Source organism: Ruegeria sp. BJ3 (assembly GCF_056535665.1).
On record NZ_JBQFIT010000001.1, the window covers coordinates 2353603 to 2372545 of the forward strand.

At 61.4% G+C, this 18943-nt stretch carries 20 protein-coding genes and 2 tRNA genes; 13 read left to right on the top strand and 9 right to left on the bottom strand.

Translation table 11 applies throughout. The features are described from left to right. Nucleotides 1-3: 3 nt before the first annotated feature. The gene (gene mraZ / locus ACR3EL_RS11770; RefSeq protein ID WP_093965061.1) at nt 4-507 is read right to left on the bottom strand and encodes a division/cell wall cluster transcriptional repressor MraZ; all 504 of its coding nucleotides are present in this window, start codon (nt 505-507) and stop codon (nt 4-6) included. 917 nt (nt 508-1424) lie between these two features. Here mraZ and ACR3EL_RS11775 point away from each other — a divergent pair. Continuing rightward, entirely contained in the window at nt 1425-1649 is a 225-nt protein-coding gene (locus tag ACR3EL_RS11775) for a DUF1127 domain-containing protein (protein WP_093964832.1), read from the top strand. 514 nt (nt 1650-2163) lie between these two features. Here the strand turns inward: ACR3EL_RS11775 and ACR3EL_RS11780 are convergent. After that, a complete protein-coding gene (locus ACR3EL_RS11780; RefSeq protein ID WP_170340277.1) occupies nt 2164-4566 on the bottom strand; it encodes an ATP-dependent helicase in 2403 nt (800 codons plus the stop codon). 161 nt (nt 4567-4727) lie between these two features. Between ACR3EL_RS11780 and ACR3EL_RS11785 the strand changes: the two genes are divergently transcribed. After that, a complete protein-coding gene (locus tag ACR3EL_RS11785) occupies nt 4728-5888 on the top strand; it encodes an alpha-hydroxy acid oxidase (RefSeq protein WP_480721673.1) in 1161 nt (386 codons plus the stop codon). Between the two features lie 120 nt (nt 5889-6008). Next, nucleotides 6009-9446, top strand: coding sequence for a pyruvate carboxylase (locus ACR3EL_RS11790; protein WP_170340273.1), 3438 nt, complete (start codon nt 6009-6011; stop codon nt 9444-9446). Nucleotides 9447-9508: 62 nt separating this feature from the next. On the opposite strand, the gene ACR3EL_RS11795 is transcribed toward ACR3EL_RS11790, so the two are convergent. Further along, the gene (locus ACR3EL_RS11795) at nt 9509-10477 is read right to left on the bottom strand and encodes a hypothetical protein (RefSeq protein ID WP_170339495.1); all 969 of its coding nucleotides are present in this window, start codon (nt 10475-10477) and stop codon (nt 9509-9511) included. Nucleotides 10478-10600: 123 nt separating this feature from the next. Further along, nucleotides 10601-10753: a hypothetical protein gene (locus ACR3EL_RS11800; RefSeq protein WP_170340270.1), complete on the bottom strand. Its 153-nt coding sequence runs from the start codon at nt 10751-10753 to the stop codon at nt 10601-10603. A 148-nt stretch (nt 10754-10901) separates the two neighbouring features. Here ACR3EL_RS11800 and ACR3EL_RS11805 point away from each other — a divergent pair. From ACR3EL_RS11805 to ACR3EL_RS11815, 3 genes are all read left to right on the top strand, one after another. Then, a tRNA-Gly gene (locus ACR3EL_RS11805) sits at nt 10902-10976 on the top strand. A 34-nt stretch (nt 10977-11010) separates the two neighbouring features. Continuing rightward, nucleotides 11011-11085: transfer RNA gene (locus tag ACR3EL_RS11810), tRNA-Gly, on the top strand. An 88-nt stretch (nt 11086-11173) separates the two neighbouring features. Beyond that, nucleotides 11174-12037, top strand: coding sequence for a GNAT family N-acetyltransferase (locus ACR3EL_RS11815; RefSeq protein ID WP_170340268.1), 864 nt, complete (start codon nt 11174-11176; stop codon nt 12035-12037). Nucleotides 12038-12040: 3 nt separating this feature from the next. On the opposite strand, the gene ACR3EL_RS11820 is transcribed toward ACR3EL_RS11815, so the two are convergent. Continuing rightward, nucleotides 12041-12280: an Lrp/AsnC family transcriptional regulator gene (locus ACR3EL_RS11820; protein ID WP_050602861.1), complete on the bottom strand. Its 240-nt coding sequence runs from the start codon at nt 12278-12280 to the stop codon at nt 12041-12043. A 153-nt stretch (nt 12281-12433) separates the two neighbouring features. On the opposite strand from ACR3EL_RS11820, the gene hisB reads away from it, so the two are divergent. Next, the gene (gene hisB / locus ACR3EL_RS11825; RefSeq protein WP_170340267.1) at nt 12434-13021 is read left to right on the top strand and encodes an imidazoleglycerol-phosphate dehydratase HisB; all 588 of its coding nucleotides are present in this window, start codon (nt 12434-12436) and stop codon (nt 13019-13021) included. Then, nucleotides 13022-13660 carry an imidazole glycerol phosphate synthase subunit HisH gene (gene hisH / locus ACR3EL_RS11830; protein ID WP_170340265.1) on the top strand — a complete coding sequence of 213 codons (639 nt, stop codon included), beginning with the start codon at nt 13022-13024 and terminating at the stop codon, nt 13658-13660. Between the two features lie 4 nt (nt 13661-13664). Here hisH and ACR3EL_RS11835 read toward each other — a convergent pair whose 3' ends face one another. After that, nucleotides 13665-14072 carry a DUF2147 domain-containing protein gene (locus ACR3EL_RS11835; RefSeq protein ID WP_005977442.1) on the bottom strand — a complete coding sequence of 136 codons (408 nt, stop codon included), beginning with the start codon at nt 14070-14072 and terminating at the stop codon, nt 13665-13667. A 135-nt stretch (nt 14073-14207) separates the two neighbouring features. Here ACR3EL_RS11835 and hisA point away from each other — a divergent pair, with 135 nt between their 5' ends. Both hisA and ACR3EL_RS11845 read left to right on the top strand, forming a co-directional pair. Continuing rightward, nucleotides 14208-14930: a 1-(5-phosphoribosyl)-5-[(5-phosphoribosylamino)methylideneamino]imidazole-4-carboxamide isomerase gene (gene hisA / locus ACR3EL_RS11840; RefSeq protein ID WP_170340263.1), complete on the top strand. Its 723-nt coding sequence runs from the start codon at nt 14208-14210 to the stop codon at nt 14928-14930. 4 nt (nt 14931-14934) lie between these two features. After that, nucleotides 14935-15417, top strand: a complete 483-nt coding sequence (locus ACR3EL_RS11845) for a DUF2867 domain-containing protein (RefSeq protein WP_170340261.1) — start codon at nt 14935-14937, stop codon at nt 15415-15417. Nucleotides 15418-15423: 6 nt separating this feature from the next. Here ACR3EL_RS11845 and ACR3EL_RS11850 read toward each other — a convergent pair whose 3' ends face one another. Then, a complete protein-coding gene (locus tag ACR3EL_RS11850; protein WP_390895973.1) occupies nt 15424-15870 on the bottom strand; it encodes a DUF302 domain-containing protein in 447 nt (148 codons plus the stop codon). A 117-nt stretch (nt 15871-15987) separates the two neighbouring features. Here ACR3EL_RS11850 and hisF point away from each other — a divergent pair, with 117 nt between their 5' ends. The 3 genes from hisF to ACR3EL_RS11865 all read left to right on the top strand — a co-directional run bounded on the left by hisF (nt 15988) and on the right by ACR3EL_RS11865 (nt 17724). After that, on the top strand, nt 15988-16749 hold the full coding sequence (gene hisF, locus ACR3EL_RS11855; RefSeq protein WP_170340259.1) for an imidazole glycerol phosphate synthase subunit HisF: 762 nt from the start codon (nt 15988-15990) through the stop codon (nt 16747-16749). Continuing rightward, complete coding sequence (locus ACR3EL_RS11860; protein WP_170340257.1) at nt 16746-17063, top strand: phosphoribosyl-ATP diphosphatase; 318 nt, start codon at nt 16746-16748, stop codon at nt 17061-17063. The genes hisF and ACR3EL_RS11860 overlap by 4 nt, the downstream gene beginning before the upstream one ends. An 85-nt stretch (nt 17064-17148) precedes the next feature. After that, nucleotides 17149-17724 carry a hypothetical protein gene (locus ACR3EL_RS11865; RefSeq protein WP_254436584.1) on the top strand — a complete coding sequence of 192 codons (576 nt, stop codon included), beginning with the start codon at nt 17149-17151 and terminating at the stop codon, nt 17722-17724. Nucleotides 17725-17728: 4 nt separating this feature from the next. Here ACR3EL_RS11865 and ACR3EL_RS11870 read toward each other — a convergent pair whose 3' ends face one another. Both ACR3EL_RS11870 and ACR3EL_RS11875 read right to left on the bottom strand, forming a co-directional pair. Beyond that, the gene (locus ACR3EL_RS11870; protein ID WP_093964819.1) at nt 17729-18199 is read right to left on the bottom strand and encodes a CoA-binding protein; all 471 of its coding nucleotides are present in this window, start codon (nt 18197-18199) and stop codon (nt 17729-17731) included. A gap of 201 nt (nt 18200-18400) precedes the next feature. Next, on the bottom strand, nt 18401-18853 hold the full coding sequence (locus ACR3EL_RS11875; protein WP_170340255.1) for a YHS domain-containing (seleno)protein: 453 nt from the start codon (nt 18851-18853) through the stop codon (nt 18401-18403). Nucleotides 18854-18943: the final 90 nt, after the last annotated feature.

The following is an 18943-nucleotide window of genomic DNA, read 5'->3' on the forward strand; positions in this document are numbered from 1 at the left end:
CCGTCACGCACCTTCGATGCCATCAAGGAACTGCATCGGATCGAAATCCTCGGGCAGTTCGTCCAACCAGTCTTCGGTGGCGGCCAGTTCCTCGGCCTCGTATGTCTCGGGTTTCCAGATCTGGAACGTGTCGCCCGCGGCGATGAAGAACGCCTCGCCTTCCAGCCCGATCTTGTTGCGCAGCTTGGCCGGCAACACCAGGCGTCCGGTTTCATCGACGTTGGTCGGGAAAGACTGCCCGTGGAACAGGCGCTGCAACATCTTGCGCTGCATCGAGCCGCGCGGCAGCGCGTCGATCTTGGCGTCGACCTCGTCGATCGCCTCCATAGTATAGCATTCAAGGTATTTGCGGCGGTGGTCACCGTATACGATTACCAGTTCAGGATTGTCGCCAGGCTGCCAGTTGGGGTCCGAGGCCTCGAGCACACGGCGAAACGAGGCCGGGATCGACACCCTGCCCTTCGCGTCCACCTTGTGGTGGCTTTCACCTCTAAACCTGCGCGCCAAGACGACTGTCCCTTTCGCTTGCGCCCCACCTACGTCTTCCCCCGGATGAAAAACGGCGGGTTGATCTGCTGCCACTGATCAACCCGCCGCATTGACCCGCTTCGCGGGATGTCCAGCTGCGCGCGCCACCTGGGGGGATGTCTGCTCGCCCGCGCGCCGGATCTCTTGAGTGATGAAAGCGAGATGCCTGTATGAAACCTGTTTATTTTTGGTTCGGGGTCGTTTGGCGCCCCATGTGCCTCGTCCTCATCGGATGAATAAGGGATGCCATGGGAATTCATGGAAATCAATGAGATTTTTTTCCAATAAGGTTAGATTCGGAAAGCTACAGCAGTAGAAATCCATACGCAAACATGAAATCCGTCCACAGTTAGACGCACTAAACCAATCCAACACAACATATAGACAAATATCGCGCTGGAAAATTTTTCCCACGATTTCCCACATTTTCTGCGGAACGACCCTGAGTCCGTCCAGTACCCCCACTAATTCGGCCATATGGCGCCGAATCACCCTGCGTTCCTGGCCGAGCCCCGGAGAGACCGCCCCGGATTTCCCACCAATTCCCGCCAGTCCCACAAAGTCCCATGACCCCACCCAAATCGGGAGTTGACCCAGACGCACAAAAATCGCGCAATCCTGAACCGCACAAATTCCACGTTTACGCGCGCAAATTTTCATCAAAATGATGGGCGGTAGCCAGACCCGAGCAATGCCCCGCAGTTCGCGCTAACGAAAATATCCATATTTTAAAGGTATATTTTCGGGTGTCTGGATTCCGGCAGTCAATCTATGCACTTGCTGCATAGCAGCATTGATCCTGTCCGGTATTGTGCAATCGCAGCATTTGCCTATCTTCAGTCTCAAGCAAGCGCCGGAACATCGCGGCGGAAACGACAGATGATTGGGTAACGAACATGGCAGTCGCAAGCACCAACAGCGCACACAAAAGCGCATCGACATTTGGTTTCGCCTCTCTGATCGAAACCATGAAGACCCGTATCGCACGCTATCGCGTGTACCGCCAGACGGTGAACGAACTGTCAGAACTGTCGGACCGCGAGCTGGCCGATCTGGGCCTGCACCGTTCGATGATCCGTCGCCTGGCCATGCAGGCCGCCGAAGAACAATTTGCGCGCTAAGCGCCACGAAACACCGAGATCAGGTCCACTCCTCCTCCCATAGGACCTGTATTTCAGCGGCAGCATCTCTCCTCCTCCCTGATGCTGCCGCACCCTATACCGGCCTCAACCTGCCGGATGCTGATACATCGGGGCTCTCCTCCTCCCTGCTCTGATGTTGAAAGCGCGCGGTGGCATCTTCCTCCTCCCTGATGCCACCGCGCCCTTCAAATACCGGGCCAGACCCGGAAACGCATACATCGGGTTCTCCTCCTCCCTTCCCGATGTGAAAAGAGCGCGGTGGCACCCTTCCTCCTCCCTGGTGTCACCGCGCGCTTCAGATACCGGGGAAAACCCGGGTTCGGATACATCGGGGCTCTCCTCCTCCCTGCTCTGATGTTGACAAGAACGGCGGTTCCCTCCTCCTCCCTGGGAACCGCCGTTTTTTTTCATTCGGCATGAAAAAGGCGCCACGGGCAGGACCGGGCGCCAAACAAAAAAGTCGAGCATGTGCCGGGAGGCACATTCCGCTGGATCAGAACGGCACGTCGTCTTTTGCGGATAGATACTGCGCGACGACCTTCTTGGTTCCGGCCTTGTCGAACTCGACCTCGACCTTGTCCCCCTCGATCCCGACCACGCCGCCATAGCCGAACTTCTGGTGGAACACCCGCTCGCCCAGGGTAAAGCTGGCCACGGCGGTCGCGTCGATCACGGTGTTGCGGGATTCACGCGGCTGCGACATGCCGTATTGCCCCTGCCGCGCCTGCATCCGTTTCCAGCCCGGCGAGTTGTAGACATTGGCCTGCGCCGCGCGGGTCTCGATGCCTGCCGACATCTGCCGGTTGCCGTGCAAACCTGCCCCGGGCAAAACCTCAACATGATCCTCGGGCAATTCGTCGATGAAGCGCGAGGGCATCGCGTTCTGCCACTGCCCGAACACCCGCCGGTTGGCGGCGAAGGAAATGGTGCAGACCTCCTCGGCACGGGTGATTCCCACATAGGCCAGCCGCCGTTCTTCCTCGAGCCCCTTGAGGCCGGTTTCGTCCATCGACCGTTGCGAGGGGAACAGACCGTCCTCCCACCCCGGCAGGAACACGGCGGGAAACTCGAGCCCCTTGGCCGCGTGCAGGGTCATGATCGAGACCTTGGGCCCGCCGCTGTCCTGTTCGTTGTCCATCACCAGGCTGACATGTTCCAAGAACCCTTGCAGGTTTTCGAAATTGTCCAGCTGGTTGACCAGTTCCTTCAGGTTTTCCAGCCGCCCCGGCGCCTCGGGCGTCTTGTCGTTCTGCCAGTGGGCGGTATAGCCGGACTCGTCCAGCACGATCTGCGCCAGTTCGATATGCGACACCTCGGGCGGGCCATAGCGCACGGGCGCGCTGCCGTCGTCGATGACCGCATCATCCTCGATCTCGATCCGGGGGCCGCGGGTCATCGCGTTCCAGCGCGCCAGCCCTTCGACCAGTTCGCGCAGAGCTGCGCCGCCCTTGCCCTTGATCAGCCCTTGCTCCACAGCGATCCGCGCGCCCTGGACCAGCGACACACCATGTTCGCGCGCGGTGCGCTGGATCGTCTGCTGCGCCTTGTCTCCAAGGCCGCGCTTGGGGGTGTTCACGATCCGCTCGAAGGCCAGATCATCCTCGGGGCTGACCACCAACCGGAAATAGGCCATGGCATCGCGGATCTCCATACGTTCATAGAATCGAGGGCCGCCGATCACCTTGTAGGGCAGACCGATGGTCAGGAACCGATCCTCGAAGGCGCGCATCTGGTGGCTGGCGCGCACCAAGATGGCGATTTCGTCCAGGTTCATCGGCCGCACGCCGCGGGTGCCGCCCTGCATGGCGTCGATCTCCTCGCCGATCCAGCGGGCCTCCTCCTCACCATCCCAGTGGCCGATCAGGCGGACCTTTTCGCCCCCGGGCTTGTCGGTCCACAACTCCTTTCCCAGACGGCTTTCATTGCCACGGATCACGTTCGAGGCGGCGGCCAGAATATGCGGGGTCGAGCGGTAGTTCTGCTCCAGACGCACCACATGGGCGCCGGGAAAGTCCTTCTCGAACCGCAGGATGTTGCCCACCTCGGCCCCGCGCCAGCCATAGATCGACTGGTCGTCGTCGCCGACGCAGCAGATATTCTTGTGCCCGCCCGCCAACAGCCGCAGCCACAGGTACTGGGCGATGTTGGTGTCCTGGTATTCGTCCACAAGGATGTAGCGGAACCAGCGCTGGTATTGTTCCAGCACGTCCGCGTGGGTCTGGAAGATGGTGACCATGTGCAACAGCAGGTCGCCGAAATCCACCGCGTTCAGCTCGCGCAGGCGGGCCTGGTATTGGGCATAAAGCTCGACGCCCTTGTTGTTGTAGGCCCCGGCATCGGCGGCGGGCACCTTGTCGGGCGTCAGGGCACGGTTCTTCCAGTCGTCGATGATGCCGGCCAGCATCCGTGCAGGCCAGCGCTTGTCGTCGATATTGGCAACCTGCACCAGTTGCTTGAGCAGGCGCAGCTGGTCGTCGGTGTCGAGGATGGTGAAGTTCGACTTCAGCCCCGCCAGTTCGGCATGGCGGCGCAGCAGCTTGACGCAGATCGAGTGGAAGGTGCCCAGCCACGGCATCCCCTCGGCGGGCTGCCCCAGGAGGCGGCCGACCCGTTCCTTCATCTCGCGCGCGGCCTTGTTGGTGAAGGTCACCGCCAGAATCTCGTTCGGGCGGGCCCGCCCGGTGTTCAGCAGATGCGCAATGCGGGTGGTCAGGGCCTTGGTCTTGCCGGTGCCCGCCCCGGCCAGCATCAGGATCGGGCCATCCAACAGCTCGACCGCTTCCCGCTGCGCCGGGTTCAATTCATTCAAGTAGTCCGCCTCGGGCCGAAGCGCGGCCATGGCGCGGGCCGACAGCGAGGCGCCCTCGAAGGCGTCATTTTCATCGAAACTGCTCATGCGCCCAAACTAAGCCGGAAGCGCGCCGAGGGAAAGGGTTTGTTCACGGCTTGTTCGCACGGTTTTGCGAATTTCTTTCGTAGCGCTGGTTGAGCCGTCAGGCGCAGGCTGCATCCGACTGAAACCCTTGCCGAATCGCGCGGCAGGTCGGATCAATCGACATGGACCTGCACAGCACCTATCCGGGCATCGAGGATCTGAAGCGCCGCGCACGCCGTCGGTTGCCGCGCTTTGTCTGGGACTATGTCGACAGCGGCACCGGGGCCGAGACCGCGCTGAAACGCAACCGGGCGGCGCTGGACCGCATCGGGTTTCTGCCCGCCATCCTGAAAGGCCCGCTGGAATTCGACACCAGCACCCGCTTTCTGGGGCGCGACCATCCGCTGCCCTTCGGCATGGCTCCGATCGGGATGTGCGGGCTAGTCTGGCCTGGGGCCGAGGCGCTGATGGCGCGCGCCGCCGCGCAGGCGGGCATTCCGTATGTTCTGTCCACCGTCGCCAGCCAAAGCCCCGAGGACATGGCCCCGCATATCGGACCCGACGCCTGGTTCCAGTTGTACCCGCCCAAGGACCCCGAGATTCGAGCCGACCTGCTGAACCGCGCCCGGTCCGCCGGGTTCGGCACGCTGGTGCTGACCGTGGACGTGCCCGTGGCCTCGCGCCGGGAACGGCAGACCCGCTCGGGCCTGACCCATCCGCCGCGCCTGACGCCGCGCCTGCTGGCGCAGATCGCCGCCCGCCCGGCCTGGGCCTGGGGCATGGCGCGTCACGGCAAGCCCCGGATGCGCACGCTGGACAAATATATCGACGGCACCGCCAACCTGCCGCCCACTGCGCATATCGGATACCTGCTCAGGACCTCTCCGGGCATGGATTACGTCGAGTGGCTGCGCGATCACTGGCAGGGGCCGTTCATTATCAAGGGCGTGCTGCGCCCCGAGGATGCCGAGCGGCTGAAACAGGCCGGGATCGACGCGCTTTGGGTGTCGAATCACGGTGGCCGTCAGTTCGATGGCGCGCCGGCCAGCATCGACATGCTGCCCGCCATCCGCGCCGCAACCGACCTGCCGCTGATCTTCGACAGCGGCGTTTCGGGCGGGCTGGACATTCTGCGGGCGCGGGCCTTGGGCGCCGATCTGGTCATGCTCGGGCGGGCTTTCCTCTATGGCGTTGCAGCATTAGGCGTGCGCGGCCCGGCCCATGTCATCGATATGTTGCGGCAAGATATGCTTGCAAATATGGGACAATTGGGTGCCGCAACGCTAAAAGATTTGCCTGATGTTAACGCAAACATTGATGCCGCGATGCAGCATGTGCCATAAAACGCCGCAATAGGCGGCGTTTGCGAGCGATAACATGCCGGTTCTACCCAGAACTACAGATATATCTGCGCGTAATCTCGGTCTATTAACACGGCCAAATGCAAAAGACCGGGACTTGCCATGACTGACTTCAAGAAAATCCTGATCGCCAACAGGGGTGAGATTGCCATTCGCGTGATGCGCGCCGCGAACGAGATGGGCAAACGCACTGTTGCCGTCTATGCCGAGGAGGACAAGCTGGGCCTGCACCGGTTCAAGGCGGACGAGGCGTATCGCATCGGCGAGGGTCTGGGCCCGGTCGCGGCCTATCTGTCGATCGACGAGATCATCCGCGTCGCCAAGGAAAGCGGCGCTGACGCCATCCACCCGGGCTATGGCCTGCTGTCGGAAAACCCCGATTTCGTAGATGCCTGCGTTCAGAACGGCATCACCTTCATCGGCCCCAAGGCCGAGACCATGCGCGCCCTGGGCGACAAGGCCAGCGCCCGCAAGGTGGCGATTGCCGCCGGTGTGCCGGTGATCCCGGCGACCGAGGTGCTAGGCGACGATATGGACGCGATCCGCAAGGAAGCGGCCGAGATCGGCTACCCGCTGATGCTCAAGGCGTCCTGGGGCGGCGGCGGCCGCGGGATGCGCCCGATCTATTCCGAAGACGAGTTGGAAGAGAAGGTTCTGGAGGGCCGCCGCGAGGCCGAGGCCGCATTCGGCAATGGTGAGGGCTATCTGGAAAAGATGATCACCCGCGCCCGCCATGTCGAGGTGCAGATCCTGGGCGACAAACACGGGCAGATCTATCACCTGTATGAACGCGACTGCTCGGTCCAGCGCCGAAACCAGAAGGTCGTGGAACGCGCCCCTGCCCCCTATCTGACCGAAGAGCAACGCGCCGAGATCTGCGACCTAGGCCGCCGCATCTGCGCGCACGTGAACTATGAATGCGCCGGTACGGTCGAATTCCTGATGGATATGGAGACCGGCAAGTTCTACTTCATCGAGGTGAACCCCCGCGTCCAGGTCGAACACACCGTGACCGAAGAGGTCACCGGCATCGACATCGTGCAGGCGCAGATCCTGATCGCCGAGGGCAAGACCCTGGCCGAGGCCACCGGCAAGGACAGCCAGGACGAGATCCGCCTGAACGGCCACGCGCTGCAGACGCGCGTCACCACCGAAGACCCGCTTAACAACTTCATCCCCGACTATGGGCGCATCACGGCCTATCGCTCGGCCACGGGCATGGGCATCCGGCTGGATGGTGGCACGGCCTATGCGGGCGGGGTGATCACCCGGTATTACGACTCGCTTCTGACCAAAGTCACTGCCTGGGCGCCGACTCCGGAAAAGGCGATCGCCCGCATGGACCGCGCCCTGCGCGAGTTCCGCGTGCGCGGCGTTTCAACCAACATCGCCTTTGTCGAGAACCTGCTGAAGCATCCGACCTTCCTGTCGAATGAATACACCACCAAGTTCATCGACGAGACGCCCGAGCTGTTCCAGTTCAAGAAGCGCCGCGACCGGGGCACCAAGGTTCTGACCTATATCGCCGACATCACGGTCAACGGGCACCCCGAGACCAAGGATCGCCCGCGCCCGCGTGCCGACCTGAAAGAACCCAAGCCCCCCGCGCCCAAGGCCGAACCGCTGATGGGCACGCGCAACCTGCTGGAACAGAAAGGCCCGCAGGCCGTGGCCGACTGGATGAAGGCCCAGCGCCAGTTGCTGATCACTGACACCACAATGCGCGACGGGCACCAGTCGCTGCTGGCCACCCGCATGCGCTCGATCGACATGATCCGCGTGGCACCCAGCTATGCCGCGAACCTGCCGCAGCTGTTCAGCGTCGAATGCTGGGGCGGGGCGACTTTCGACGTGGCCTATCGTTTCCTGCAGGAATGCCCCTGGCAGCGCCTGCGCGACCTGCGCGAGGCCATGCCCAACCTGATGACCCAGATGCTGCTGCGCGGTGCCAATGGGGTGGGCTATACCAACTATCCCGACAACGTGGTGCAGGAATTCGTGCGCCAGGCCTCGCGGAATATCGACGTGTTCCGGGTGTTCGACTCGCTGAACTGGGTCGAGAACATGCGCGTGGCGATGGATGCGGTCATCGAGAACGGCAAGATCTGTGAAGGCACCGTCTGCTATACCGGCGACATCCTAGACCCGAACCGCGCCAAGTATGATCTGAAATACTATGTCGGCATGGCCAAGGAACTGCGCGACGCCGGCGCCCATGTTCTGGGCCTCAAGGACATGGCCGGCCTGCTGAAACCCGCCGCCGCGCGGGTGCTGATCCGCGCACTGAAGGAAGAGGTCGGCCTGCCGATCCATTTCCACACCCACGACACCGCCGGCATCGCCAGCGCCACCATCCTGGCCGCCAGCGAGGCGGGCGTGGACGTGGTGGATTGCGCGATGGACAGCTTCTCGGGCAACACCAGCCAGGCGACGCTGGGCACCGTGGTCGAGGCCCTGCGCCACACCGACCGCGACACCGGGTTGGACGTGAAGGCGATCCGCGAAATCAGCGACTACTTCGAGGCGGTGCGCGGCCAATACGCGGCCTTCGAATCCGGGCTGCAGGCCCCCGCCTCCGAGGTCTATCTGCACGAAATGCCGGGCGGCCAGTTCACCAACCTCAAGGCGCAGGCGCGCTCGATGGGGCTGGAGGAACGCTGGCACGAAGTCGCGCAGATGTATGCGGACGTGAACCAGATGTTCGGTGACATCGTCAAGGTGACGCCGTCCTCGAAAGTTGTGGGTGACATGGCGCTGATGATGGTCAGTCAGGGCCTGACCCGCGAGCAGGTCGAGGATCCCTCGACCGACGTGGCCTTCCCCGATTCAGTCATCGACATGATGCGCGGCAATCTGGGCCAGCCTCCGGGCGGTTTCCCCGAAACGATCTTGACCAAGGTGCTGAAAGGCGAAAAGCCGAACACCGAACGGCCGGGCAAAGACGTGCCTCCGGTTGATTTGGAGGCCACCCGCGCGGAGCTCTCGAAACAGCTGGAAGGCATGGAGGTCGATGACGAGGACCTGAACGGATACCTGATGTATCCCAAGGTGTTCCTGGACTACATGGGCCGTCACCGCATCTATGGCCCGGTACGCACCCTGCCCACCCGCACCTTCTTTTACGGAATGGAGCCGGGAGAGGAGATCTCGGCCGAGATCGACCCGGGCAAAACGCTGGAAATCCGCTGCCAGGCCATTGGGGAGACGGACGAGAATGGCGAGGTCAAAGTGTTCTTTGAACTCAATGGCCAACCGCGCGTCATCCGCGTTCCCAACCGCCTTGTGCAAGCTTCGACCGCCCAGCGCCCGAAGGCCGAGGTCGGAAACGCCAACCATGTCGGCGCGCCGATGCCGGGCGTGGTTTCGACTGTGGCGATCACCGCCGGGCAGGAGGTCAAAGAAGGTGACCTTCTGCTGACGATCGAAGCCATGAAAATGGAAACCGGCATCCATGCCGAACGCGACGCAACCGTGAAGGCGGTGCATGTCCAGCCCGGCGGCCAGATCGACGCCAAGGATCTTTTGGTCGAGTTGGAATAAAACCGTTAAAACACAGAAAGGCGCGCCATCAAGCGCGCCTTTTTTCATCCGAGCGGGCGAGTTCAGCCGTCGCTTGACTCCGCGACGGGCTGCTGCGGCAACTGTTCCGGCGTGCTGTCGATCGAAACCTCTTCCCCGATCGGCGCTGGCAAGCCCAACAAATCGTGCAGTTCATGAAGAGCCGGATCGGACAAGTCACGGCCACCGGTCAAGGTATCAAGTGCTTCCTGCGGATCATCCGCCCCTGCCAAGGCTTCTTCGGCTTCGGTCACAGCCTGCTCCGCTTCGGCCACGGCATCCTCGTATTTGTCCTGTGCGGTGATGCCCTCGGCTGCTTCTTCTTCAGTTGGCGCAAATTGGTCCTCGATCTCCGCTTCGGTCAGACCTTCCAGTTCGGACAATTCCTGTTCGCGCATTTCAAGCTCCTCTGTCGCGCCAGAGAAACCAAGTATACTCTGCTGATAGCTGTAGAGCTTGCCCGGCATGCTGTTCGGGGCCGCATTCATCAGGGCAGTCTGGCTGGCGTGCGCGGCATTCAAGCCCTTGAGCTCGGACGCGATTTTGCCGTGCTTGATTGGTTTGACATACGGCTCCTCGACAACTGCCGCCGCTACCCGCGCTTTACGGATCGGCTTCTCGACTTTCTTTTTTCCAGTGAAGAATTCGTCGAGTTTGGCTGCAAAACCGTTCTGCCCTTTGGTCCGTGATGTAGTTTTGGTGTTCTTTCGTTGTGCCTTTGGTTTAGCGAGACCGAGACCGGCGAGAAAACCCTTGCCCTGGCCGGACCCACCCTTCGTGCTGCGCGCAGATCCTCCGAGGCTGGCACTGGATTTTTCGGCGCTTTTGCCATTTCCGTTGCCGCCACCGTTACTATTTCCGTTTCCACCACCGTTACCATTTCCGCCTCCATTGCCATTCCCGTTCTTGGCTATGGCGATATCTGGCGTAGCCAACACCGCAACGAAGCTAACTGCCCCGGTCAGCAACAAAGATGTCGCCACAACCCGTGACATGGAAATAAACCAGTGCATGCCAATCCCCTCTTAGGTATCCAAATACTTGCGCCAACCGGCACAAGTTTGAGCAGAAATTTCGCATTATGCATATACTAGTTATCGAATACGGCAAAATTTGGCCTTCGAACGAAACCGCTGTTACCCACTCAGTTCGAGAGAATTGACCTCGGGCGGAAGTTTGAAAATATCATTAACTTCATAGGCTTGCTCGTTTCTCAACTGACCTGCAAAGAGGCTCAGAAGCATGGCTCCGACCAACGCAGTCAGTTTTATGTTCTCAACCTTGTTCATCCCTCCGTCTCCACCGTTGTCAATATCCGTGGCTGTAGGTTTCAACGGCTCAGCACACCTTTTCCGTCGCAAATTTTTTTCCGGCCAAGTGCGTTTTTCCTCTTGCAGCTTTCCGCCAGAATTTATAGTTCACGCCTCACTCGACGGCGCGGGCGTAGCTCAGGGGTAGAGCATAACCTTGCCAAGGTTAGGGTCGTGAGTTCGAATCTCATCGCCCGCTCCAACGAGGACCGAAAGGTCGCACAAGATATCTGATTGCGGGCGTAGCTCAGGGGTAGAGCATAACCTTGCCAAGGTTAGGGTCGTGAGTTCGAATCTCATCGCCCGCTCCAGATATCCACCTTCCCACAACAAGCACTGGCAGATCGGTCGGTCCTGCGCCATTCTGTTCTGACATGCAGCAGTCAGATGGACGCCCCGATGTCAGACTACCACATTCGCACGCTGACCGCCGAAGAACTGCGCCACGCAGTGGATTGGGCCGGACGCGAGGGCTGGAACCCAGGTCATGAGGACGCTGTCTGTTTCCGCTCGACCGACCCCGACGGATTTCTGGGCGGGTTTCTGGATGGCGAGATGATCGCCTCGGTTTCAGCCGTGAACTACGACGACGCATTTTCGTTTCTGGGTTTCTATATCGTGCGGCCCGAGTATCGCGGATCAGGTCATGGTCTGGAAATCGCCCAGCACGCGCTGGCGCATTGTACAGGGCGAAACATGGGCTTGGACGGGGTGGTCGAACAACAGGACAACTACCGCAAGTCGGGCTTTGTCTTCGCCTACAACAATTATCGGTTCTCCGGCACGGTTTCAGCCATCCTGTCCAGCCTACCCAAAACCGGTATCCGGGTCGCGCCCATCAGTGGCCTGTCCGAAGACCTTCGCATCTATGACCGTGCTCTGTTCCCCGCGCATCGGGATGCCTTTCTGACGAAATGGCTGAGCGCACCGGGCCACGTCTCGCGTGTTTGTATCCAGAAAGGTCGCATCGCCGGATATGCAACTTTGCGCCCCTGCCTGAATGGCTACAAGGTAGGGCCACTGTTCGCCGACGATCCGGACATCGCGCTGGCGCTTTTGGCTGCGGTTCTGGCCGAAGTTCCCGCTGATCACCGCAGCTCTGAGGTCTATGTCGACATGCCACAGCCCAACGCGGCGGCCTTTGCACTGGCTGACGCTTTGGGTTTGGAAAAAGTCTTTGAAACCGCGCGCATGTATTCCGACCACGAGCCGGATATCGACCTGAACCGAGTGTTCGGCGTGACGACGTTCGAACTTGGCTGAGCCTTAGAACGCCTTGAAGGTCATTGTCGTCAACGACCGCTCGATGTTCGGAATGACCAGAAGGTGTTCGTTAATGAAATGGCCCACATCCTCGGTTTCGGGGATGTAAAGCTTGAGCAGCAGATCATATTCACCGCTGGTGGAGTAGAGTTCCGAGTGGATTTCGCGCAGAGCGATCTCTTCGGCCACCTTGTAGGTGGTGCCGGGCTTGCAGCGGATCTGGATGAAAACGCAGGTGGACATTTCGTGGCCTTGTTGCTTCCGTTTGGCGCAGGCTGGCACGCCCCACGCCCGGGCGCAATCCCCTGCAACAGTTTGCTGCGATTGCAACGATCGGGCTGGATAAGGCCGCCCGTCCCCGTCTATAAGCGCCCCTGTAGCAAGAGGATTTCGCCAATGCGCACAGCTTCGATCAGCCGCAAGACCGCCGAGACCGCGATTACGGTCGAGGTCAACCTCGACGGCACCGGCACCTATGACAACCAGACCGGTGTGGGGTTCTTCGATCACATGCTGGACCAGTTGGCGCGGCATTCGCTGATCGACATGACGATCCGGGCCAAAGGCGACTATCACATCGACGATCACCACACGGTCGAAGACACCGGCATCGCGCTGGGTCAGGCGCTGACGCAGGCGCTGGGGGACAAAAAAGGCATCCGTCGGTATGGCGAGTGCCATCTGCCGATGGACGATGCGCAGGTGCGCTGCGCGCTGGACTTGTCGGGCCGACCGTTTCTGGTGTGGAACGTGGATCTGCCGACGCCCAAGATCGGCAGTTTCGACACCGAGTTGGTGCGCGAGTTCTTCCAAGCGCTGGCCACCCATGGCGGCATCACTCTGCATATCGACCAGTTGCACGGTTTCAACAGCCACCACATCGCCGAGGCCGCCTTCAAGGCCGTCGCCCGCGCCCTGCGCCAGGCGGTCGAGACCGACCCGCGCAAAGCGGATGCGATACCGTCCACCAAGGGCGCGCTCTAGATGCTGACCGCGATCATCGACTACGAAAGCGGCAACCTGCACTCGGCGGAAAAGGCGTTTCAACGCATGGCGCGCGAGCTGGACGCGGGCGAGGTCGTCGTGACCTCGGATGCCGACGTCGTCGCGCGCGCCGACCGACTGGTGCTGCCCGGCGACGGCGCCTTTCCCGCCTGCGCGGCCGAGCTGCGCGGGCACAAGGGCATCCACGATGCGATGGTCGAAGCGGTCGAGCAGAAGGGCCGCCCGTTCCTGGGCATCTGCGTCGGCATGCAGCTGATGGCAACCACGGGCCGCGAATATACCGACACGCCGGGCCTGAATTGGGTGACCGGAGACGTGGTGCGGATCGAGCCCGAAGACCGGGCGCTGAAGGTTCCGCATATGGGGTGGAACGATCTGGTGATCGAGAGCGAGCACCCGGTGTTCAACGGCGTTACCTCAGGCGATCACGTTTATTTTGTCCACTCCTACCATTTCCGCGTCGCCGATCCGGCGCAACGTCTGGCCCATGTGGACTATGGCGGGCCGGTCACGGCCGTGATCGGCCGCGACACGATGATCGGAATGCAGTTTCACCCTGAAAAAAGCCAGGATGTGGGCCTGCGGATGATCGGAAACTTCCTGACCTGGGCCCCCTGACCGGTTACTGCACGCGGGTCCAGGCCTGGCCGCGGCAGATCAGGCCGCCCGCGACGCAACCCTTGACCGTCAGCTTGTTCTGACCGTCAAGCGACATCTTGGAATTGTAGGTCTTGTCCCGGTCCGGCGCCCAGATCTTGCCGCCGCTATAGCTGCCGCCGCCATCCGCGACCATGTCCCAGATGATCTTCTTGCCAAGATTCTCGTAATCCAGCTGCTGGTTTCCGTCCTTGTCGAAGGCGCTGTCGATGGTGCCGCAAACGGCGCTGCCGCAAGGCCCGATCGAGACGTGCAGATATCCGCCGGTATCGCCCGGCTGGGTTTTCCAAAGCCCGTCGACCGGGTCATCCGCCCGTGCGCCGGTGGCCAAGGTGACAAGTGCCGCCGCAGCGGCCAGAGCAAGTTTGTTCATGGTATCCTCCCTGATTTGCAGCCAGTCTGACCGCCGGCACTGGTTCGGGCAAGATTGACTTTGCGTCGCGTTGCATCCCCTGCCCCGCCTGTGCCATATCCCGCGCCAGTACCAGTCACGAAAAGGCCGCCCGACATGATCCTCTATCCCGCAATCGACCTGAAAGACGGCCAGGCCGTGCGCCTACTGCGCGGCGAGATGGACAAGGCCACGGTCTTCAACGAAGACCCCGCCGCCCAGGCCCGCGCCTTTGTCGAGGCCGGCTGCGAATGGCTGCATCTGGTGGACCTGAACGGCGCTTTCGCCGGGGAACCCGTGAACGCCGCCCCGGTCGAGGCGATCCTGAAGTCCTGCGACGTACCGGCCCAGTTGGGCGGCGGCATCCGCGACATGGCCACTATCGAGACCTGGCTGGACAAAGGCCTGGCCCGGGTGATTCTGGGCACGGTTGCCGTGGAAAACCCCGATCTGGTCCGTCAGGCAGCCAAGGCCTTTCCCGGCCAGGTCGCCGTCGGCATCGACGCGCGCAACGGACGTGTCGCCACCAAGGGCTGGGCCGAGGAAACCGACGTGATGGTGACCGACCTGGCGCGCAGCTTCGAAGACGCGGGCGTGGCGGCGATCATCTACACCGACATCAACCGCGACGGCGCGATGCAAGGCCCCAATGTCGAAGCCACGGCCGATCTGGCCCGTGCAGTCTCGATCCCGGTGATCGCCAGCGGCGGGGTCAGCTCGCTGGACGACCTGATCGCCCTGCGCGACTGCGGCGCAAACCTGAACGGCGCGATTTCAGGTCGCGCGCTCTATGACGGCGCGCTGGATCTGCGCGAAGCCCTGGCGGCGTTGAAGGGTTAGGATATTGCAAGCGGTCCGCAAACAGGTTCTGCCCGAGCAGTCTGAATTGTGGTCGCTGTTCACTCCGGGTGATTTTGTTGATGGGTACTCGGTCCAAAGCGACCTTGCACCGTTTGACGCGATGAAAATCGGTCTGAACATGCCGGGGTGGGTGAAGATCCTGATGGGAATCCGGAACGCAATCGTTGCCCCATTCGGCTTGAAGGGCCGCAAGCACTTGAACACCGACAATGGCTCGCCCGACGCAGGCACCGGCGCGATTTTTCCCGTGACCTACAGGGATGAGACAGAGGTCATCGTGGGAATCGATGACCGCCATCTGGATTTCCGCATCGCCGTGCATCGCGACAAAGACCGCGTAGTCATGGCAACTTGGGTGCGGACTCACAATCGTTTGGGACGGATCTATCTGACGGTGATCATGCCCCTTCACATTCTGATCGTGCGCAATTGCATGAAACGGATCGCACGCGCTTCTCAGGTATGACGCCGATCAGTTGGCTGCGGCATCCGTCAGCTTGCTCAACGCACCGCGCATCTTGTCGATCACCGGGGATTTTTCCACCGCATCAAGCTCGTCCATGGTTTCCTTGGGATCCTCGTAGGCCAACCAGACCTGGCCGTCGGCATCCTCATAGGCCTGCACCTTGAGCGGAAGGAACAATCCCGCACGCGGGTCGATCTGCATGGCGGGCGTTCCCAGGGCCGGGTTTCCGAAGATCAAAACCTGATTGGGCGGTATCGTCATGTCGACCTTGTGCGCACCGGCCGCGTGGTCAACGCGGGCAAATACAGTCGCGCCTGCATTTTCGACAGCAGCCTGCAGCGCGTCGATGGCCTCGGTCACGGACTTGTCGGTCGGGACCTTGATGATGTCGTCAGCCATTGCCCAGGTCGCACCGGACAGAATGAAAGCGGTTGTAAGAAACAAGTTGCGCATGGTTTTCACCTCCTGCTGAAATCCGCTTCAGTTTCACGAGGTTCCGGGCGCAGGACAATCACAACTCTGGCATCGGCGGGGCTTTGCCGGTAGAGGTGCGGCAACAAAGGACAAACCATGCTGAAAACCCGCATCATTCCCTGTCTGGATGTCGCCGATGGCCGCGTGGTCAAGGGCGTGAATTTCGTGGGCCTGCGCGACGCGGGCGATCCGGTGGAATCGGCCAAGGCCTATGACGCCGCCGGCGCTGACGAGATCTGCTTTCTCGACATCCACGCCACCCACGAAAACCGCGGCACCATGTTTGACGTGGTTCAGCGCACGGCCGAGCAGTGCTTCGTACCGCTGACGGTGGGTGGCGGCGTGCGCACCAAGGAAGACGTGCGCGCGCTGTTGCTGGCGGGGGCCGACAAGGTCAGCTTCAACTCGGCCGCCGTGGCCAACCCCGACGTGATCGCCGAGGCTGCCGACCAGTTCGGCAGCCAGTGCATCGTCTGCGCCATCGACGCCAAAACCGTCAGCCCCGGCAAATGGGAGATCTTCACCCACGGCGGACGCAAACCCACCGGCATCGACGCGGTAGAGTTCGCCAAGACCGTCGTCGCCAAGGGCGCGGGCGAGATTCTGCTGACCTCGATGGACCGCGACGGCACCAAGGCGGGGTTCAACATTCCGCTGACGCGCGCCATCTCGGATGCGGTCGACGTGCCGGTGATCGCCTCGGGCGGCGTGGGCAATCTGGATCATTTGGTCGAAGGCGTGACCGAAGGCGGAGCCAGCGCGGTGCTTGCGGCCTCGATCTTTCACTTCGGCGAATACACGATCCGCGAGGCCAAAGAGCACATGGCATCCGCGGGTATCCCCATGAGGCTGACATGAGCATACTGAACGAGCTGGCCGCCACGATCGCATCCCGCAAGGGCGCGGACCTCGAATCAAGCTGGACCGCCAAGCTGCTGTCCAAAGGCCCCGAGAAATGCGCCGAGAAGTTTGGCGAAGAGGCCGTGGAGGCGATCATCGAAGCCGTGAAGGGTGACCGCGACCGGCTGACATCCGAGGCCGCCGATGTGCTGTATCACCTGCTGGTCATGCTGGCCGCGCGCGACGTGGCGCTGGAAGACGTTCTGGCCGAGCTTGCCAAGCGGCAGGGCACCAGCGGCATCGCCGAAAAGGCCGCACGCGACCGGGGCTGAGACCCGGCTTTCACCAATAGCGTCCGCGCCCTATACTGATTGACCGAAGCGCCTGCTGGGCGCAGGGGCGACGAGGGACACAGGCATGTTCAAACCCATGATCTGGGCACTGACGACGCTGGCCATTCTGGGGCTTGGCGCATGCTCATCCGCGCCGCCCGCTCGCAGCGACGACGTCGCGCGGCTTGCAGCCCAGATCCAGGCGCTGGGGCCCGAGGTCGACCCGGAAGAGGCCCAGCGCGCGGCCCGCGTCACCTATGCCTATACCGCGCAGCTGGCGCAGGAATACCAGATCACAGACCCCCCTCTGATCCATAACGCCAAGGTCAACAAAGGGGTGCGCCCGCGCGGGCTGTGCTGGCACTGGGCCGAAGACATCGAACGGCGCTTGAAACAGGAGAACTTTCGCACGCTGACCCTGCACCGCGCGATCGCCAACGCCGACAACCCGTTCCGAATCGATCACAGCACGGCAATAATCAGCCGACGCGGTGATTCGATGTACGACGGTGTCGTTCTGGACCCATGGCGTTATGGAGGGGTCCTGTTTTGGAGTCCATTGCGCGAGGACACACGCTATGACTGGGTCCCGCGCGACATCGTGCTGGAGAAACGGCGGCAAGAGCAGCTTGCGGAAATCAACGCCATTGCGGTGAACTGAGCGGTCAGAGTTTTGATGAGATGATGCCGGTGGCGAACCCGCCCATGCGCAGCTCGCCGAACAGTCGCTGATATTCGATCTTGGGGCAGCGATTCATGACGACATCGACACCGCGCGCCTGCGCCACCGCGGCGGCCTCGGCGTTTTCGACTCCGATCTGCATCCAGATCGTGCGCAGGTCGGGAAATGCAGCCAACGCCTCGTCCACGATCGGAGGAACGGCTTCGGACCTGCGAAAAATATCCACCATGTCAACGGGTTCACTGATTTCGGACAACGAAGCCCGAACGGTTTCACCAAAAAGATCGGCTCCGGCATGGCCGGGATTGACCGGAATCACCCTGTACCCCTTGAGCGACAAGTAGCGCGCAACATAGTAGCTGGGCCGTACTGGGTTCATCGACACGCCAACGACCGCAACCACCTTGGTGCGTTTCAGGACGGATCTGAGGAAGTCATCGGAATAGTCGGTCATGGCTGCAGCCTAGCCGTGACTTGGAAAAGAAAAAAGCGCCCAAGTATACCTTGGGCGCCAGTTGTTGGAACGAGGGACAGTGAAATGACCCGCGGCAGTTCCGTTCCGCGGTCACCGTGACATTTAGGCACGAGTTTCGGAAAAAAAAGAGGCCGCGCGCATTTTTGTGATGACACGAGCGGATAAGCGGGAATTCGCCTGTCAACCGTATAGGATCGCCGGCCAGTTCTTCTCGGCCTTCTGGATAAAGCCGGTCGTGTCCGTCAGCCACATCTTTTCGATCTCGAGGGAATGCGTCAGATACAGCCTGCCGCCCACGATTTTCCACGCCATCGGGTCCGTGCTGGTGAGCTCGCCATAGGCCATGGCATAGGCGCAATAACCGCCGAACCTCGGCGCGTAGGCGCGCGGATTAAGTTCGAACTCCTCTCGGTTCTCCTGCGAGGCAAACCGCCAGGTAGCGCCCTTCCACATCACCGCAATGTCGGGTTGCCCTTGAACCGGGCCACCATCGCGAAAATAGCTGACCGCGTCATAACCGGTAATGGCCGCACCTTTTGCGGAATAGAAGACCGGGGCGGTCTGCGCCCGCAATGTCAGCGGACATGCGATTGAAAAGGTAAGACCGGCAAGTATGGAGCGTCGGGATAGCATCAGATTTCACGGGTTGAGTTTTACAGACGCTATAAGATGCAACTTTTGACGCGCCGCGAAACCCATTTGACGCAGTTGTGAAGGGTCGTG

What these genes read in the sequence shown, in the direction of transcription:
- ACR3EL_RS11860 (WP_170340257.1), top strand. Translation starts at nt 16,746, where the DNA reads ATGAGCATACTGAACGAGCTGGCCGCCACGATCGCATCCCGCAAGGGC.
- ACR3EL_RS11875 (WP_170340255.1), bottom strand. Translation starts at nt 18,853, where the DNA reads ATGCTATCCCGACGCTCCATACTTGCCGGTCTTACCTTTTCAATCGCA.
- ACR3EL_RS11815 (WP_170340268.1), top strand. Translation starts at nt 11,174, where the DNA reads ATGTCAGACTACCACATTCGCACGCTGACCGCCGAAGAACTGCGCCAC.
- ACR3EL_RS11865 (WP_254436584.1), top strand. Translation starts at nt 17,149, where the DNA reads ATGTTCAAACCCATGATCTGGGCACTGACGACGCTGGCCATTCTGGGG.
- ACR3EL_RS11785 (WP_480721673.1), top strand. Translation starts at nt 4,728, where the DNA reads ATGGACCTGCACAGCACCTATCCGGGCATCGAGGATCTGAAGCGCCGC.
- hisF (WP_170340259.1), top strand. Translation starts at nt 15,988, where the DNA reads ATGCTGAAAACCCGCATCATTCCCTGTCTGGATGTCGCCGATGGCCGC.
- hisB (WP_170340267.1), top strand. Translation starts at nt 12,434, where the DNA reads ATGCGCACAGCTTCGATCAGCCGCAAGACCGCCGAGACCGCGATTACG.
- ACR3EL_RS11850 (WP_390895973.1), bottom strand. Translation starts at nt 15,870, where the DNA reads ATGCGCAACTTGTTTCTTACAACCGCTTTCATTCTGTCCGGTGCGACC.
- ACR3EL_RS11870 (WP_093964819.1), bottom strand. Translation starts at nt 18,199, where the DNA reads ATGACCGACTATTCCGATGACTTCCTCAGATCCGTCCTGAAACGCACC.
- ACR3EL_RS11775 (WP_093964832.1), top strand. Translation starts at nt 1,425, where the DNA reads ATGGCAGTCGCAAGCACCAACAGCGCACACAAAAGCGCATCGACATTT.
- ACR3EL_RS11795 (WP_170339495.1), bottom strand. Translation starts at nt 10,477, where the DNA reads ATGCACTGGTTTATTTCCATGTCACGGGTTGTGGCGACATCTTTGTTG.
- ACR3EL_RS11780 (WP_170340277.1), bottom strand. Translation starts at nt 4,566, where the DNA reads ATGAGCAGTTTCGATGAAAATGACGCCTTCGAGGGCGCCTCGCTGTCG.
- ACR3EL_RS11800 (WP_170340270.1), bottom strand. Translation starts at nt 10,753, where the DNA reads ATGAACAAGGTTGAGAACATAAAACTGACTGCGTTGGTCGGAGCCATG.
- ACR3EL_RS11835 (WP_005977442.1), bottom strand. Translation starts at nt 14,072, where the DNA reads ATGAACAAACTTGCTCTGGCCGCTGCGGCGGCACTTGTCACCTTGGCC.
- hisA (WP_170340263.1), top strand. Translation starts at nt 14,208, where the DNA reads ATGATCCTCTATCCCGCAATCGACCTGAAAGACGGCCAGGCCGTGCGC.
- ACR3EL_RS11790 (WP_170340273.1), top strand. Translation starts at nt 6,009, where the DNA reads ATGACTGACTTCAAGAAAATCCTGATCGCCAACAGGGGTGAGATTGCC.
- hisH (WP_170340265.1), top strand. Translation starts at nt 13,022, where the DNA reads ATGCTGACCGCGATCATCGACTACGAAAGCGGCAACCTGCACTCGGCG.
- ACR3EL_RS11820 (WP_050602861.1), bottom strand. Translation starts at nt 12,280, where the DNA reads ATGTCCACCTGCGTTTTCATCCAGATCCGCTGCAAGCCCGGCACCACC.